Raw genomic sequence first — 15,527 nt, forward strand, 5'->3', positions numbered from 1 at the left:
CCTGCTCCGTGGGCCCGCCGCCATCGGCCATCCATGGCCGGGGGCGGCTAACCCGGCATCCATGCCGGGTTGCCCGCTGCGCAGAACCTCCACTCGGCCTCCCCATGGGGCAAGAAAATCAAAAGCACGCGAGGCGGCCTGATAGCCGACCTGGCTATTGGTTTGTACGCGTCCCCCTGTAGGAGCGAGCCTGCTCGCGATGGACGTCAACGATAACGCGGGCAATCTGAATAAACGCGTTGCCGGGACGATTTTCGCGAGCAGGCTCGCTCCTACATGGGATCGGCGTCAGCACGGTCAAACAAGCGCAGCGCGCCCGCTTGACGCCCCGGTCGGCCCAGAGGCCGCTTCGTTTTTGATTTTGATCGCAAGCGCCCCGTTAACCACGCTGGCCGAACGCAGGCATTGCGCAGCGGGGAAACCGGCAAGGATGCCGGTTTAGCCGCGCTGGGCCAGGGATGGCCCATCGCGGCGACCCGCGGAGCAATGCCGGAGTGAGGGCACACCGAGCCAGAGCGAGGTGCCGAGTGGTGGGGCAAGAGCGCTTGGTTACTTGGCGCTCTTCCAAGTAACTCGCCGTAAGGGCGAAACCAATATCAGCCATCACCCAAAAAACGGATATGCCCCCCAAGCTTGAATCTAAAAGCCTGAGGAGCGGCATCAGATCAGACGGTAAACGTCTTCCCCGTATGGTTATTAAGCGAAATAACCTTGGTCTTGCCAATCCGGTGACGGTAGATCTCGCGCAGGTACTTGATCGCCTTTTTCACGCAATCGCGCGACAGGCGAATGTCATTGATCGAGACAAATTTCTCCTTGTCGTTGATCAGCTCGCGGTACTTCTTCTCGTACATCGGTTTGATCGCATACCAGTTGGTATCGAGGATCTTCGCCGGGTTCTCGAACTCGTTCAGCAAGTCGTCGATCAGCTCTTCGTTGAAGTCTTCGTTGATGATGAAGTCGAGGATCGAGTTATCCAGCGTGTCGTCGAAGCGGTACGGGTTCTTCGCGAAGCAGCGCTTGATGAAGGCCACGATCAGCGTCAGGAAGTCGTCCGACAGGCACGGGCTCTTGGCGATCAAGGTGGTCAGCGACAAGTTGGCCGACGCGCCGATCACCAGCGCATAACGCTTGAGCGTGGTGTTCGGGAACAGGCTGTTGAGGTGAGTCTTCAACCGGTTCAGGTCCATGTACGACAGCTTGTAGTCTTTCGGCAGCGAAACAATCGACACCACCGACGAGCAGTTCTTGAAGAAGTGCAGGTCGTGCAACGCGGCCGCGTCGTAACCGGAATTCTTGTACTGCTCCAGCGAGGCGCGATAGCGCTTGGACTCGATAGGCAGCAGGCTGATGCCTTCAATGGCCTGGGTCACTTTGTTGAAGTGCGGCAGGTCGATGGAGCGGAAGAACAGGTCATCGATGTTCAGGCGCTGCGGCTCTTTCTCGAACACCTTGAACTTGTCACTGCTTGGCGGCGGGGTTTCCGGCACGACCGATTCGGCGTAGGCAATCGCCACCGGGCCGGCCAGGCTCATGAACAGGTCGTTGGCGTCGAGGCGAATAGTTTCGCCGATGTCGATGCCGGCGCGACGGAAATAGTTCTGGTCGTAGTCAGTCGTGACCGCCTGCGCCGTCAGAATGTTGAAGATCTGCTGCGAGATGTATTGGTTGGCGTGCTTTTCCATCGCGTTGACGTCGATGTTCTGGATGTTGCCGTCATCGCTTTCTTCGGCATAACGCATGATGTCGTTGGAAATCAGCATCATCGCGTTCCATGGGCGGATACGGCCCATGACGCTGGCTTCGCTGCTGTCTTCGTTGGCGAAGTTGTAGGAGAAGTCCCATTCTTCCGAAAGGTATTTACACAGCAGGCGACCGGCGTTGATGTGCAGCGCCTCGGACATTTCACTGCGGTGATCGGAAATGTTCGGCAGTACGCAGATGCCGCTGGTGAAGATCGGTTCGAAGACGAAGGAATGACCGCTTTTGCCGTCGTGCTCGTCCATCGGCTTGGTGTCGAACGTCTTGTTCATGTACGAGTGCTGCTGGGCCAGGCCGAATTCCGAAGCCATGCCCGAACCGGTACCGCCGCCGGCACTGAAGATCGAGAAGTACAGGCGCGACTGGTTGGCCTTGATGCCGCAGCTGTCGATCAGGTACGAGTGAATCATTTTCCAGTCCGGGCTGGAGAAACGCTGGGTGTCCTTGTTCAGGATGATCTTGGCCAGGTACTGACCGAGGATCGGCGCGTTACCGGCGCCACCGGCGTGGACTTCCGACAAGTCCATGATTTTCATTTTGCTGTAGTCGCGCAGGAAGCCGCTTTTTTCGCCTTTGCGCGAGAAACGGATGCGACCGGCGATGTCTTTGTCCAGGTCGCCGAGCATCACCAGCGGTTCGACCAGGAACACCGGCTTGGTGGCCTTGTTCGGGCCCAGGCGCAGGTTGTTGCGGATCCACTGGGCCGGGCTGTAACCCTTTTCCGCGTAGCGCTTGTCCGGCGACAGGCGATCTTCGTTGTTGAATTCGTTGAGGTAGAACTTGCGGGCGTTGTACACCAGCTCCGCGACGTCCAGCGCGATGTTCGAGCCGCAGCGACCGAGGCCGATCAGGCACACCGACGGGAATTCCTGATCGTTGTGCTGTTCGTTATCGCCTTCCAGGTGCGGCGGGCGCGGGAACACCATGTCGCGCAGACCGTCGAGGTTATCGAGGATGCGGTCGGTATTGGTCTCGGTGAAGTACAGGTATTGCTGAGTCGCCAACGGGCGCGAGGGGCTCAATGGCTTCGACGGCGTGGGGCTGTTCGCCGCGGGGCTCAGCGTCAGATCGGAAATCGCAGTGGCCGGATTGTTTTTAGAAGTCATTGTGCGCCATGTACCTGGGCTGGTTGGCTGGACGACAACGTGTCGTCAAACCATCACGGATGGGTTCTCGCGTCTTTTTTCAGCGCGTATTGGGCCCAAGCGTCAGGGACTGGGCCTGAACATCACTCGGGGGAATCCTTTCCTTAGTCATGATGAATCGGCCAATATTAGGCGATCTTTAATGAAAAAGAAGGCCAAATGATGTCAACGCTACCTTCGTTGGGTTTTGCCGGGATCGGCCTGATGGGCCTGCCGATGTGCCGGCGCCTGCTGGCTGCGGGGTTTGCGCTGACTGTATGGAACCGCAATCCGGCCAAATGTGCACCGCTGGTCGAGGCGGGAGCGCGACAAGTTGCCACGCCTGCCGAGCTGTGTCGGCACGCCGATGTGCTGATGTTGTGCCTGGCCGACACGGCGGTGGTGCGCGAGGTGGTGTTTGGCCCGGGCGGAGTGGCCGAAGGTGGGAAAAGCGGCCAGTTGCTGGTGGATTTTTCCAGCCTGGAACCCACCGCGACGCGGGAAATGTCGGCGCAGTTGGCCAGCCAGACCGGCATGCGCTGGCTGGACGCTCCGGCGTCCGGGGGCGTTGTCGGCGCCGAGGCCGGGAGCCTGGCAATCATGGTGGGCGGCGAAGCGGCGGACCTTGAGCGTGTCAGGCCTGTTCTGCTCAGCCTCGGCCAACGTGTCACTCATATGGGCGCGGTCGGGGCGGGGCAGGTGACCAAGGCCTGCAATCAGATGATCGTTGCCTGTAACGCTCTGGTCATCGCCGAAGTCGTGGCGCTGGCCGAACGTTCTGGTGTGCAGGCCAGCCTGATTGCCGAAGCGCTGGCCGGCGGGTTTGCCGATTCAAAACCGTTGCAGATCCTCGCCCCGCAAATGGCCGAAAGCCGTTTTGAACCGGTGAAATGGCACGTACGCACGCTGCTCAAGGACCTCGATACCGCGGTGAAATTTTCCCGTGAGCAAGGTTCGGCCACGCCCATCAGCGGATTGGCCGCACAATTGATGCGGTTGCATGGTAGCCAGGGATTCCTGGAAAAAGATCCGTCGACCCTGGTGCAGCTGTACCGCGAACCGGACTCAGCGGACTGATCGAGTGCCCGTGTTTGCGCTGGTTGATTTCACTCAGCACCGGACGCAGTTCCGCCAGCGGCACCGGGCGGCTGAGCAGGTAGCCCTGGACGAAATCACAGCCGTTGCGCTGGAGAAACTCGTATTGCTCAAGGGTTTCGACGCCTTCGGTGATCACCTGCAAATGCAGGGTGTGAGCCATGACGATAATCGCCTGAACGATTTCCATGTCCTGAGTCGACTTGGGAATGTCCTGGATGAACGAGCGATCGATCTTCAGCGAGTTGAGCGGCAGGCGCTTGAGGTAGGCGAGGGAGGAATAACCGGTGCCGAATTCGTCGATCGACAGCGACACGCCGAGGGCGCGAATCTGGCGCAACAACACCAGCGAATTGGCGATGTTGACCATCAGCGCGTTCTCGGTCACTTCCAGTTCCAGTCGCTGCGGTGCCACTCCGGCAACCCGCAACGCGTGTTCGATTTCGTCGGCGAGGTCTTCGCGCGCCAGGTTCAGCGGCGAGCAGTTGACGGCGATGTGCAGGTCTTCGCAGCCCTGACGTGACAACTCGCTCAGGTCCTCGCAGGCTTTGCGCAAAACCCAATTGTCCAGCTCGGCAATCAACCCGTTGGCCTCGGCGATAGCAACGAAGCGGTCCGGTGTCAGCAACCCGTGAACCGGATGTTGCCAGCGGACCAGCGCTTCCAGCTTGCTGACCTGTGCGGTTTGCAAGTCGAAAATCGGTTGGTAATGCAGGATCAGCCCGGTGTTTTCATGCAGGGCGTGGCGCAGTTCCTCTTCGAGTTGCAGCTCCAGTGTGGCTCGGGTTCTCAGGTTCGGGCTGAAGAAATTCAGGCCGTTGCGACCGCCGCCCTTGGACTGGTACAGCGCCAGGTCGGCGTGTTTCAGCAATTCCTCGCAGGTGGTGCCATCCTCCGGAAACAGGCTGATGCCGATGCTGGTGGTCATGACCATGCGCCGCCCGGACAGCTCGATCGGCTCCTTCATCTTCAGCATGATGCGCTGGGCCATGGCCCGTGCTTCCTCGCGTTCACGCAGGCTGATGAGGAGGCAGAACTCGTCACCACCGAAACGCGCCACCACATCTTCGTGGCTGCGAACCGAACCCTTGATGTGCTGGGCCAGCACTTTGAGCAATTCGTCGCCGGCGTCGTGGCCGAGGCTGTCGTTGATCCGCTTGAAGTGGTCGATGTCCAGAAACATCACCGCGAGCATGCCGCCTTCATCGGTTTTCTGGAGCAGCTTCTCGGCGAAGATCTGGTTGAAGCCACGGCGGTTGATCAGGTTGGTCAGGGCGTCATAGTTCGCCACTTCTTGCAGCGACATGCGCGCCTGATCCAGTTGGCCGAGCAGCGTGTTGACCCGTTGCAGGTCGCGTTCCTTGTGTTGCAGTTTCTTGTCCGCCAGTGCTGCGCTGATGCTGCTGCCGATGATCAGCAGCGTGATGACCGCCACCGTCAGCCCCAGTTGCAGGTGATTGTTGTCACCGGGCAACGTCAGCGGGCTGCCGGTCGGCAGCACCAGGCTGAAGGCGGCCATGCCTATGAAATGCATGCTGATAATGCCCGCCCCGAGCACCAGGCTGGCGCTGAATTTGACCAATTGATGGAGCAGGCCAGAGCCTTCGCGCAATCGACTCGACAGCAACAGCGCCACGAGGCTGGCGCCAATGGCGATGACGATGGAAAGGATGAACAGTACCGGTTGGTAATACGTCATCGCATTCGAACGCATCGCCGCCATGCCCACGTAATGCATGGTCGCGATGCCCAGGCCAATGCAAATGGCCGCCTGGATGTACTGCCGGATGCTCAGGTGAGGATGACTGAGGGTGTGCATCGCCAGCCACGAGGCGAACAGGGCAATCAGCAGGGAGGCAAGGGTGACGGGCAGTTCGTATTGAATCTCGACCGGCGCTTGAAACGCCAGCATGCCGATGAAGTGCATGGCCCAGATGCCGCCGGCCAGGCAACCGGCACCGATCCAGCGCCACAGCCGTTGTGAAGCCGGGTTTTCCGAATGCCCGACCCGTTCGGCCATGTCCAGCGTGGCGAAGCCGCCCACACAGGCGACCAGATAGGCCAGCAGCACCAGAAAAGGATCATGTGTGCAATTGAGGACAACTTGCCCGTTCGCGGTCAGCTCGGTAAAAAAATGCAAACCAAGCCACTCCATAGCATGCCCCGTCTTGTCCCGGCCCGCGCCATGCACGCTGGCGAATGCTTTGGAGTATAGAGGTCATACAAAGAGCGTCAGCGGTGATGGCACATTGGCACTAATGATTTTGACATAAGCGTTATAGCGTTTACGGCTAAGGCTCAGGCGATCTGCTCATAAGGTAAATCGGGTTGCAGCGCTGGTAACCCGAAGGCGGCTCGTGCCGCATCGCAATCCACATTCGCCTCGCCGTTGGCCCAAGAGGCATCGAACTCGCGGCAAGTACTGGAGCGTTGGTCGTAAATCGAGCATTGCACCGCGGTGCCGACTTCACCGACCAATCCGACACAACGAGTCGGTTTGCAGTCAGTGCCGAGCATGGCCACCCGGCTGGGGCTGATCGGCGCCACCAGTTCATCGGGCACTACACCTCCGGCCGAGGTGCATTCACCCCAGAAAAAAGACACGCGAAAGTGAGAACAGCAGGCACCGCAATTCAGACACGGACTGGCTTCGGACATGGGCGATAATCAAAGGAGGGATGGGGGCATGGTGTGGCAGACAAGGCCGCTATTCTAGGCTTCGCCTCGGGCTTTGGAAGGGGGGCACAGAGGTATTTTTCAACGGTTGGTCGGATCATGGAAAACACCACCAACCCACTGTGGGACGGGCGATGCGACCGGTATATCAATCACATGAATGTTGAACGTGGCATCGCCATCGCTTGCAAGCCGGCTCCGCTGGCGCCATGGGTTGATATCAGCCTTACGAATAATTACAGACAGTTGCACCGGGCCTGACTAGATTGCAGGTTCCGGGGACAGTGATGCCCCAAAAACAATAAAAAGAGACGGACCCATGCAGAACTCGACCCAAGCGGCGAATGCCTGGCGCATTCTGTTCCTGCTGTTCCTGGCCAATCTGTTCAATTTCTTCGATCGCACCATTCCGGCCATCATCATTGAGCCGATCCGTATGGAATGGCACCTCAGCGACTTTCAACTGGGCATCATCGGTACCGCCTTCACCATCGTCTATGCGATTGCCGGGCTGCCGCTGGGGCGGATGGCCGATACCGGTTCGCGCGCCAAGTTGATGGGCTGGGGGCTGGCGGCCTGGAGCGGGCTGACAGCGGTCAACGGGCTGGTGGGCAGCTTCTGGAGTTTCCTGATCGTGCGCATGGGCATCGGTATCGGTGAGGCCAGTTACGCACCTGCCGCCAACTCGCTGATCGGCGACCTGTTCCCGGCCCACCGCCGTGCGCGTGCGATGGGCATTTTCATGCTGGGTCTGCCGTTGGGCCTGCTGCTGGCGTTCTTCACCATCGGCTGGATGGTCAAGGCGTTCGACAGCTGGCGCGCGCCGTTCTTCATCGCGGCGGTGCCGGGGCTGATCCTGGCGGTCTTCATGTTTTTCATCAAGGAACCGAAACGCGGCGCAGCGGAAAGTGTGCAGGTCTCGCAGGAACGTGTGGACCGGCCGATCCGCCGGGTGCTGGCGGTGCCGACCTTTCTGTGGCTGGTGATGGCGGGGCTGTGTTTCAACTTCGCGACCTATGCCTGCAACTCGTTCCTGGTGCCGATGCTGCAACGCTACTTCCAGATGCCTTTGCACGAAGCGGCGGTGGCGACCGGTGTGATCGTTGGTGTGACGGGGCTGTTCGGCCTGACGTTGGGCGGCTGGGTCGCAGACAAGATTCACCAGCGGGTGGCCAATGGGCGGCTGCTGTTTGCGGCGTTCAGCCTGATCGTTTCGACGGTGTGCACCGCGTGGGCGTTGCATGCCGGGCGGATCGAGATCGGGGTGTTCGTGGCGGTGTTCAGTCTGGGCTGGTTGTTTGCCTACAACTTCTACACCTGCGTTTACACTGCGATCCAGGACGTGGTCGAGCCACGCCTGCGGGCCACGGCGATGGCGTTGTTCTTTGCCGGGCTGTATTTGCTGGGTGGCGGATTGGGGCCGGTGGTGGTGGGCGGTTTGTCCGATCACTTTGCGCACACGGCGATGCTGGCGGCCGGCGCCGAACAAATGACCGAAGCGTTCAAGGCTGTTGGCCTGCATGACGCGATGTACCTGATTCCGGTGGCGCTGTTCTTTACGATGGTGTTCCTGTTCATGGCGTCGCGGTGTTTTGTGCGGGATGCGACGCGGATGAAGGAAGGCTTGGTGGCGGTGGTTGAGCCGCAGATCCCGGCAGTCACCGCGTAGGAGATCTGTAGGAGCCGGCTTGCCGGCGATGGCGCCCGTACAATCACCGCCAAATTCAAGGGCCTCATCGCCGGCAAGCCGGCTCCTACAGGGATTGTTTGGTTTTTCCGAGACAAAAAAAGGCCCGCATCGCTGCGGGCCTTTTTCATTGCACGAGGTGGAGCAGGGGGTGATTAACCCGCCACCAACACCCGAATCGCTTCCAGTCGCAGCGCTGCCTTGTCGAGCATCGCCAGACCTTGTTCACGCTGTTTACGCAGGGCAACCAGTTCGCTGTCGCGTACGGTCGGGTTGACCGCTTGCAACGCGGTCAGGCGCGCCAGTTCTTCATCGGTATCAGCCGCGAGACGACGTTGCGCTTCGGCCACGCGCTCGGCGTGACGCGGGAAGATTTTCTCTTCGCCGGCGTTGATCCGTGGCGTCAGCTGATCGCGCTGGGCCTGGATGAATTTGTTGGCGCTGGCACGCGGCACGCTTTCCAGTTGATCGTTCAGGGTCTCGAACGACACCCGGGCCGACAGGTCATTGCCATTGGCATCGAGCAGGCAGCGCAGCGCGGCTGGCGGCAGGTAACGACCCAGTTGCAGCGAACGCGGTGCAACCACTTCGCTGACGTAGAGCAGTTCCAGCAACACGGTGCCCGGTTTCAGCGCCTTGTTCTTGATCAGCGCCACGGCGGTGTTGCCCATCGAACCGGACAGCACCAGGTCCATGCCGCCTTGCACCATCGGGTGTTCCCAGGTGATGAACTGCATGTCTTCGCGAGACAGCGCCTGGTTGCGGTCGTAAGTGATGGTCACGCCTTCGTCGTCGCCCAGCGGGAAGCTGGCGTCGAGCATTTTTTCGCTCGGCTTGAGGATCAGGGCGTTTTCCGAGTGGTCTTCGCTGTCGATACCAAAGGCGTCGAACAGGGTTTCCATGTAGATCGGCAGCGTGAACTGATCGTCTTGCTCGAGGATGTCCTCGACCAGTGCATCACCTTCGCCAGCGCCGCCGGAATTGAGTTCCAGCAAGCGGTCACGGCCAGTGTGCAGCTCGGCTTCCAGGCGCTCACGCTCGGTGCGAGCCTCGTCGATCAGCGCTTGCCACTCGCCGTCGTCGGCATTTTCCAGCAGCGGCAGCAGGCGCGGGCCGAACTGATGCTGCAAGGCGTTGCCGGTCGGGCAGGTGTTGAGGAACGCGTTCAATGCTTCGTGGTACCACTGGAACAAGCGCTCTTGCGGGCTGGTTTCGAGGTACGGCACGTGCAGTTCGATGATGTGCTTCTGGCCGATCCGGTCGAGACGACCGATCCGCTGCTCCAGCAGGTCCGGGTGCGACGGCAGATCGAACAGCACCAGGTGGTGCGAGAACTGGAAGTTGCGACCTTCACTGCCGATTTCCGAGCAGATCAGCACTTGCGCGCCAAATTCTTCATCGGCGAAGTAGGCGGCGGCGCGGTCACGCTCAAGGATGTTCATGCCTTCGTGGAACACCGTCGCAGGAATACCGGAACGCACGCGCAGGGCGTCTTCCAGGTCCATGGCGGTTTCGGCGTGGGCGCAGATCACCAGCACTTTGGTGCGCTTGAGCATTTTCAACTGGTCGATCAGCCACTCGACGCGTGGGTCGAATTTCCACCAGCGTTCTTCTTCGTTGGCGTCCGGCTGGGCCTGGAAGCTGACTTCCGGGTACAGCTCGGCGTGATCGCCCAACGGCAGTTCGAGGTATTCGTCGGGGCACGGCAGCGGGTACGGGTGCAGTTTGCGCTCCGGGAAACCCTGCACGGCGGCGCGGGTGTTGCGGAACAGCACGCGGCCAGTGCCGTGGCGGTCGAGCAGTTCACGGACCAGACGGGCACTGGCTTCGGTGTCGCCATCATTGACGGCGCTCAGCAGCGCTTCGCCCTCGTTGCCGAGGAAACCGTGAATGGTCTTGTGCGCTTCAGGCGACAGGCGCCCCTTGTCCAGCAGCTCCTGAACGGCTTCGGCCACCGGGCGATAGTTCTCGCTCTCGGCACGGAAGGCGTGCAGGTCATGGAAACGGTTCGGATCGAGCAGGCGCAGACGCGCGAAGTGGCTGTCCTGACCCAGTTGTTCCGGGGTGGCGGTCAGCAGCAATACGCCGGGAATGACTTCGGCCAACTGTTCAACCAGCGAGTATTCCGGGCTGGCCTTGTCTTCGTGCCACACCAGGTGGTGGGCTTCGTCGACGACCATCAAGTCCCAACCGGCGGCGAACAGCGCGTCCTGGGCCTTTTCGTCTTCCACCAGCCATTCCAGGGCGACCAACGCGAGCTGGGTGTCTTCGAACGGGTTGGCGGCATCGCTTTCGATGAAGCGCTCTTCGTCGAACAGCGCGACTTGCAGGTTGAAGCGGCGGCGCATTTCCACCAGCCACTGGTGCTGCAGGTTTTCCGGCACCAGGATCAGCACGCGGTTGGCGCGGCCCGAGAGCAGTTGGCGATGGATCACCAGGCCGGCTTCGATGGTTTTGCCCAGGCCCACTTCGTCTGCCAGCAATACCCGCGGCGCAATGCGGTCGGCGACTTCACGGGCGATGTGCAGCTGGTGCGCGATGGGTTGCGCACGCACGCCGCCCAGGCCCCAGAGCGAGGATTGCAACTGGCGGCTGGTGTGTTCCAGGGTGTTGTAGCGCAGGGAGAACCAGGCCAGCGGGTCGATCTGCCCGGCGAACAAACGGTCGCTGGCCAGTCGGAACTGAATGAAGTTCGACAGCTGGGTTTCCGGCAGGGTGACCACTTCGTTCTGCGCGTTGAGGCCGTGGTAGATCAGCAGGCCGTCGATGTCGTCGACTTCCTGTACGGTCAGTTTCCAGCCTTCGAAGTGAATGATCGAATCGCCCGGCGAAAAACGCACGCGGGTGAGGGGCGCATTCCGTAGCGCGTACTGGCGAGTCTCGCCAGTGGCCGGATAGAGCACGGTCAACAAGCGGCCGTCCTGTGCCAGAACGGTGCCTAAACCCAGCTCGGCTTCGCTGTCACTGATCCAGCGTTGCCCCGGTTGATACTGCTGCGCCATGCTGCCTGACTCCCACCTTGAAAAAGCGGGCTATCTTAACGGAATGAGGGCTTCAGGGCCAAAGGACTCTCAGAAAAACTCACAGTCTTACGTTAGTTCACCGCTTGAGACGTGTGCGGGCCGGGGCACTTGTTAGTGCCAATCCGGTCACAGTTTGCGACCGATGGCTCAAGTCGCCATCCCCGCAGCCGACAGCCTGCTGACAGGAGACAAATAATTATGCTGCCACCGATGCTCCCCTTGAGTGCCGTGCCGATCACTTCACAGCACGACCCGATCCGCCAGCGCCCGGATATTCCGCCTGTTGTGCCGGTGCAGGAAAGCTCCAACGAAAGCACGATCGACCTGCAACAGCGCGATCCGGAAGAGGCGGCGTTTCAGCTGCGCGAGGAACAGCGCCGCAAGCAGGAAAAAGAACGCCGTCGCCGTGAAGCCGATGAAGATCCTGAAGAGCACCTGGCCATTCCCGGCACTGAGCTCAACGCGGATAACACCGTGCCGGTCGCGCCATTGATGGACGACGAGCCGCGTCAGGGGTTGTGGGTCGACATTCAGATTTAGTCCTTGATGAGGGAAAGTTCGTTGAGGGCGTTGAGCAGTACATCCATTTCTTCTCCGGTATTGAGGTAACTGACGGCAATCCGCGCGATGCTGTCCAGCCCTCGGGCCTGCATATCCAGCGGCGTATAGGCCACGCCATTGGCGCCGATGTTGATCCCTCGTTGCGCCAGCCGCTGCTTCAATTCAACGCTGTCCCAACCCTTGAGCGTGAAGGCGACCAAGCCTGATTGCTGATTCGCCGGCCCCAGGTTGTGTAGCGTCAGCCCGCTGACCGACTCAAGGCGTTCGCGCAGTTGCCCGCTCAAGCCCTCGATCCGCTGGCGAATCCGGGTTGCACCCAAGTGGTTGAACTCCTCCAGCGCATTGGCCAGCCCGGCCAGCAAAGCCACCGACACTTCACTGGTTTCAAACCGCCGCGCATCGTCACGCACCGAGAAACCTTCGCCGTCCCACGGCGCGGAAAGCACGTCCAGATGGCCGGGCACGAGCCGTTCGAGAAACCCCGGTTTGATGTACATCAACGCCGTTCCGCGCGGGCCACGGAGGAATTTGCGCCCGGCGCCCTTGAGCACATCGCAGTTCAACGCCTGCACGTCGCAGGGCAATTGCCCCAGCGCCTGGCCGGCGTCGATGAAGTAGGGAATGCCGTGCTGGCGCGCCACGGCACCAATGGCCTCGGCCGGGTTGATCAGGCCGCCGTTGGCCGGAAGCCAGGTCAATGCGATCAGCTTCACCTTTGGGTCGATCATCTGCTGGAGGGCGGACACGGACACGGCGCCCGTCTCATCGCAGGGAATCACCTCCAGCCGCGCCCCGGCGCTGACGGCTCCGGCGATGCAGGCCAGATTGCCGCCCCATTCATGGCGCCCGACCAAAATCCGCTCGCCATCCTGCCACGGCCCCAATGCATTGAATGCCATGCCCCAGGCAGCCGAACCGCTGCTGGCGAATGCGATGTTTTCAGTGTTTGCATTGAGCAGCAGGGCCGCCGCACTGCGAGCGCGGGCCTGCACACTCTGGTCGGCGGCTTCCATGGGGCCGCAGAGGGCTTCGAGTCGCAGTTGCTCGATGATCGCGTCGAGGGTGGCCTGGCTCGGTAACGAGGCGCCGGCGTGGTTGAAGTGAATCACGCTGGCGCACCCTGGCGTCGCCGCTCGCAAACGCTCCACTTCGCCGAGGTTCATGGACGCAGCTCGAAAATAGCGTCGATTTCCACGGCCACGCCGCCGGGCAGGCTCGATACGCCGACAGCCGTGCGCACATGCCGGCCTTTTTCGCCGAGGGCATTGACCAACAGGTTGGACGCGCCATTGGCGACCACACCTTGACGCGCAAAATCCGGGGCACTGGCGATGAACACGCCAAGACGGATGATGCGCACCAGTTTCGACAGGTCATCGCCGAGTGCATCGCTCAATTGTGCGAGCAGGCCCAGTGCGGCAAGTTCGGCGGCGTTGGCGCCTTCTTCATCGGAGATCGACTCTCCCAATCGGCCGATGAATGCCGGTGTACCGTCCAGTAGCGGAATCTGACCGGAAATGAACAACTGGTTCTGGCTGACCACGTGGTTGACGTAATTGGCGATGGGCTGGCTCGGTGTCGGCAGGCTCAGGCCAAGTTGCTGGACGCGGTGGGCGAGTGAATCGGTCATGGTGAATCCTCCTGAATGAAGGCTTCAGCATGTTGGCGGACGGGGAGTGCGACAAACGGATAGATTTAATCCGACGTATTCAAATAACTCATGCGTAGGGCATATGTAGGAGTGAGCCTGCTCGCGAAAGGGTGTGTCAGTCACATGAATGTTGGATGGGACATCGCCTTCGCGAGCAGGCTCGCTCCCACAATTTTGAACTTCAGTCGCCGTGAGATTTGTGTGCGATGTTGGCCATCTCATTCAGCCATTCACTAAAGCATTGTGCCGCGTGGCTCGGCGGTCGCTCGGGCGTGACCAGCCAATACCCGATATCGCTAATGAACGGCGGGGTGGAGAAGGCTTCTACCAACGAGCCGTCCTTGAGTCGGCGCTCGATCAAGTGATGACGCCCCATGGCGATGCCTTGGCCAGCCACGGCGGCTTCGACGACGATGTTGTAGTCATGGAGCATGACGCTGGGGCAATGGCTGAGGTCGATGGCGTTGTGCGCGCTCCAGTCGATCCACTCGAACGGCTGGTGCGACTTGGCCATGAGCAGCGGGCCTTGGTCGGTGCCCTTGGCCTTGAACGCCGGGCTGCAGACGGGGGTCAGTGTTTCCACCATAAAACGTCGGGCCTGGACTTTCGGCCAGCCACCTTTGCCGTAGCGGATGGCCAGGTCGACTTCGCCGCCGCCGACGTCGGCCAGTTGCACCGAGGGCAGGAGTTCGACATGAATGTGCGGGTGGCGCGCGTTGAAACTGGCCAGGCGCGGCGCCAGCCACAGGGTGGCGAACGAGGCGAGCAGGCCGATGCGCAGGGTGCTTTCCTGGTGCTCATTGCCCTGCAGTTCACGGGTGGCCAGGGCGATGGAGGCGAGGGCCGGTTGAATTTGCCGGTAGTAGGCTGCCCCGGCTGGTGTCAGATCGATGGCCCGGGTGCGGCGGATAAACAGCCGCTGGTTGAGGAACTGTTCCAGTTTCTGCACTTGATGGCTGATTGCACTTTGGGTCACCGACAATTCATCGGCGGCCTTGATGAAACTCAAATGACGCGCCACGGCCTCGAAGGCGCGAAGGGCCATCAAGGGAGGCAGATCCTGGTGCAGTTCCACGGCGCGGGTCCTTTGGGTCCATCGCAAAGTCGCGATTGTGCGTTGAAAAAACGCCATGAGCACATATTTTGTTAAGCCGCTGTTACGCAGGCGACTGGTCAGCGCGGGCGCCAGACCGCATTATTGGCGCAATCCTGCCGAGCGATGCGGCAGTTGAACTTCATTTCACGCGATGCACCGAAGACCATGAGCCAAGATGACAAACTGATCGACCTCAATTCCGAACGCGCCAAGCGTGTTCATGACCTCAACGAAAAACGCCTGAACGAAGTGCGCCAGGCATTCGAGCAGGCAATGCCATTGGGCAAAGCGAAGAAGAAGCCGAAGAGCAAACCGAAAAAGCGTTAAACCCCTCGCATCCGTTGATGCAGATCAGTTTTCTCCCTCCTTTGCGCCCAGTCTCGGGCGATATTGATCCCGGTCAATTTCCTCTCCTGCCTGATTGGTTAACTTAGCCCCATCGCAACAGGGCAAGTGCAGGAGGCCAGTCATGTTTTTCGACAACGTGGTGATCGCCGGAGTGCTGACAGTCGGCCTCATGGTTCTGTTTTTCGCAGGGTTTGGATTTTTTATCTGGAAAGATTCGCACAAACGGAAAAAACCGTAGGTCTTTCTAGATGCAATGAGCACGCAAGGCATTTTGGGCAACTTCGGTTGCCCTTTTTTTTTTGCCTGCGAAAATCTGGTGGTTTGTGCGAGTTGGTGGTGGGAGGTTCTGAGTTGGGCAACGGCCTGGGGTTTTCAGGTGGGTTGTTGGGTGGGGTACATATCCGTTTCTGCGGTAACGGCTGCTATTGGTTTCGCTCTTACAGCGAGTCACTTTCGAAAAGCGCGAAAGTAACCAAAGCGCTTCTGCCCCTTTCGTTCGGTGCCT

Annotated in this window: 12 protein-coding genes; 5 read left to right on the forward strand and 7 right to left on the reverse strand. The window is 60.3% G+C overall.

Annotated features, from left to right (window positions below; translation table 11 throughout):
• Positions 1-665 precede the first annotated feature (665 nt).
• Entirely contained in the window at positions 666-2,867 is a 2,202-nt protein-coding gene (locus PMI32_RS03310; protein ID WP_008034213.1) for a hypothetical protein, read from the reverse strand.
• Between the two features lie 198 nt (positions 2,868-3,065).
• Between PMI32_RS03310 and PMI32_RS03305 the strand changes: the two genes are divergently transcribed.
• Positions 3,066-3,962, forward strand: coding sequence for an NAD(P)-dependent oxidoreductase (locus PMI32_RS03305; protein WP_008034215.1), 897 nt, complete (start codon positions 3,066-3,068; stop codon positions 3,960-3,962).
• On the opposite strand, the gene PMI32_RS03300 is transcribed toward PMI32_RS03305, so the two are convergent.
• Positions 3,853-6,135 (reverse strand): putative bifunctional diguanylate cyclase/phosphodiesterase, encoded by a 2,283-nt coding sequence (locus tag PMI32_RS03300; protein WP_032829147.1) that lies wholly within the window; start codon positions 6,133-6,135, stop codon positions 3,853-3,855. The genes PMI32_RS03305 and PMI32_RS03300 overlap by 110 nt on opposite strands.
• Positions 6,136-6,278: 143 nt before the next feature.
• Entirely contained in the window at positions 6,279-6,638 is a 360-nt protein-coding gene (locus PMI32_RS0129240) for a YkgJ family cysteine cluster protein (RefSeq protein WP_032829148.1), read from the reverse strand.
• Between the two features lie 337 nt (positions 6,639-6,975).
• Between PMI32_RS0129240 and PMI32_RS03295 the strand changes: the two genes are divergently transcribed.
• The gene (locus PMI32_RS03295) at positions 6,976-8,325 is read left to right on the forward strand and encodes a spinster family MFS transporter (RefSeq protein WP_008034220.1); all 1,350 of its coding nucleotides are present in this window, start codon (positions 6,976-6,978) and stop codon (positions 8,323-8,325) included.
• Between the two features lie 173 nt (positions 8,326-8,498).
• Here the strand turns inward: PMI32_RS03295 and rapA are convergent, their stop codons facing one another.
• Complete coding sequence (rapA, locus tag PMI32_RS03290; protein ID WP_008034221.1) at positions 8,499-11,345, reverse strand: RNA polymerase-associated protein RapA; 2,847 nt, start codon at positions 11,343-11,345, stop codon at positions 8,499-8,501.
• Between the two features lie 219 nt (positions 11,346-11,564).
• Here rapA and PMI32_RS03285 point away from each other — a divergent pair, with 219 nt between their 5' ends.
• On the forward strand, positions 11,565-11,906 hold the full coding sequence (locus PMI32_RS03285) for a hypothetical protein (RefSeq protein ID WP_008034222.1): 342 nt from the start codon (positions 11,565-11,567) through the stop codon (positions 11,904-11,906).
• Here PMI32_RS03285 and PMI32_RS03280 read toward each other — a convergent pair.
• The 3 genes from PMI32_RS03280 to PMI32_RS03270 all read right to left on the reverse strand — a co-directional run bounded on the left by PMI32_RS03280 (position 11,903) and on the right by PMI32_RS03270 (position 14,653).
• Positions 11,903-13,090 carry an aminotransferase class V-fold PLP-dependent enzyme gene (locus PMI32_RS03280; protein WP_008034223.1) on the reverse strand — a complete coding sequence of 396 codons (1,188 nt, stop codon included), beginning with the start codon at positions 13,088-13,090 and terminating at the stop codon, positions 11,903-11,905. The genes PMI32_RS03285 and PMI32_RS03280 overlap by 4 nt on opposite strands.
• Positions 13,087-13,557 carry a RidA family protein gene (locus PMI32_RS03275; protein WP_008034224.1) on the reverse strand — a complete coding sequence of 157 codons (471 nt, stop codon included), beginning with the start codon at positions 13,555-13,557 and terminating at the stop codon, positions 13,087-13,089. The genes PMI32_RS03280 and PMI32_RS03275 overlap by 4 nt, the downstream gene beginning before the upstream one ends.
• A gap of 202 nt (positions 13,558-13,759) precedes the next feature.
• Positions 13,760-14,653, reverse strand: coding sequence for a LysR substrate-binding domain-containing protein (locus PMI32_RS03270; RefSeq protein ID WP_008034225.1), 894 nt, complete (start codon positions 14,651-14,653; stop codon positions 13,760-13,762).
• A 186-nt stretch (positions 14,654-14,839) separates the two neighbouring features.
• Between PMI32_RS03270 and PMI32_RS30470 the strand changes: the two genes are divergently transcribed.
• Positions 14,840-15,001 (forward strand): hypothetical protein, encoded by a 162-nt coding sequence (locus PMI32_RS30470; protein ID WP_085988412.1) that lies wholly within the window; start codon positions 14,840-14,842, stop codon positions 14,999-15,001.
• A gap of 142 nt (positions 15,002-15,143) precedes the next feature.
• Positions 15,144-15,260, forward strand: a complete 117-nt coding sequence (gene ccoM / locus PMI32_RS30965; protein ID WP_007906619.1) for a cytochrome c oxidase subunit CcoM — start codon at positions 15,144-15,146, stop codon at positions 15,258-15,260.
• Positions 15,261-15,527 lie beyond the last annotated feature (267 nt).

This window comes from Pseudomonas sp. GM60 (assembly GCF_000282415.1).
In the GTDB taxonomy this organism is placed as follows: Bacteria; Pseudomonadota; Gammaproteobacteria; order Pseudomonadales; family Pseudomonadaceae; genus Aquipseudomonas; species Aquipseudomonas migulae.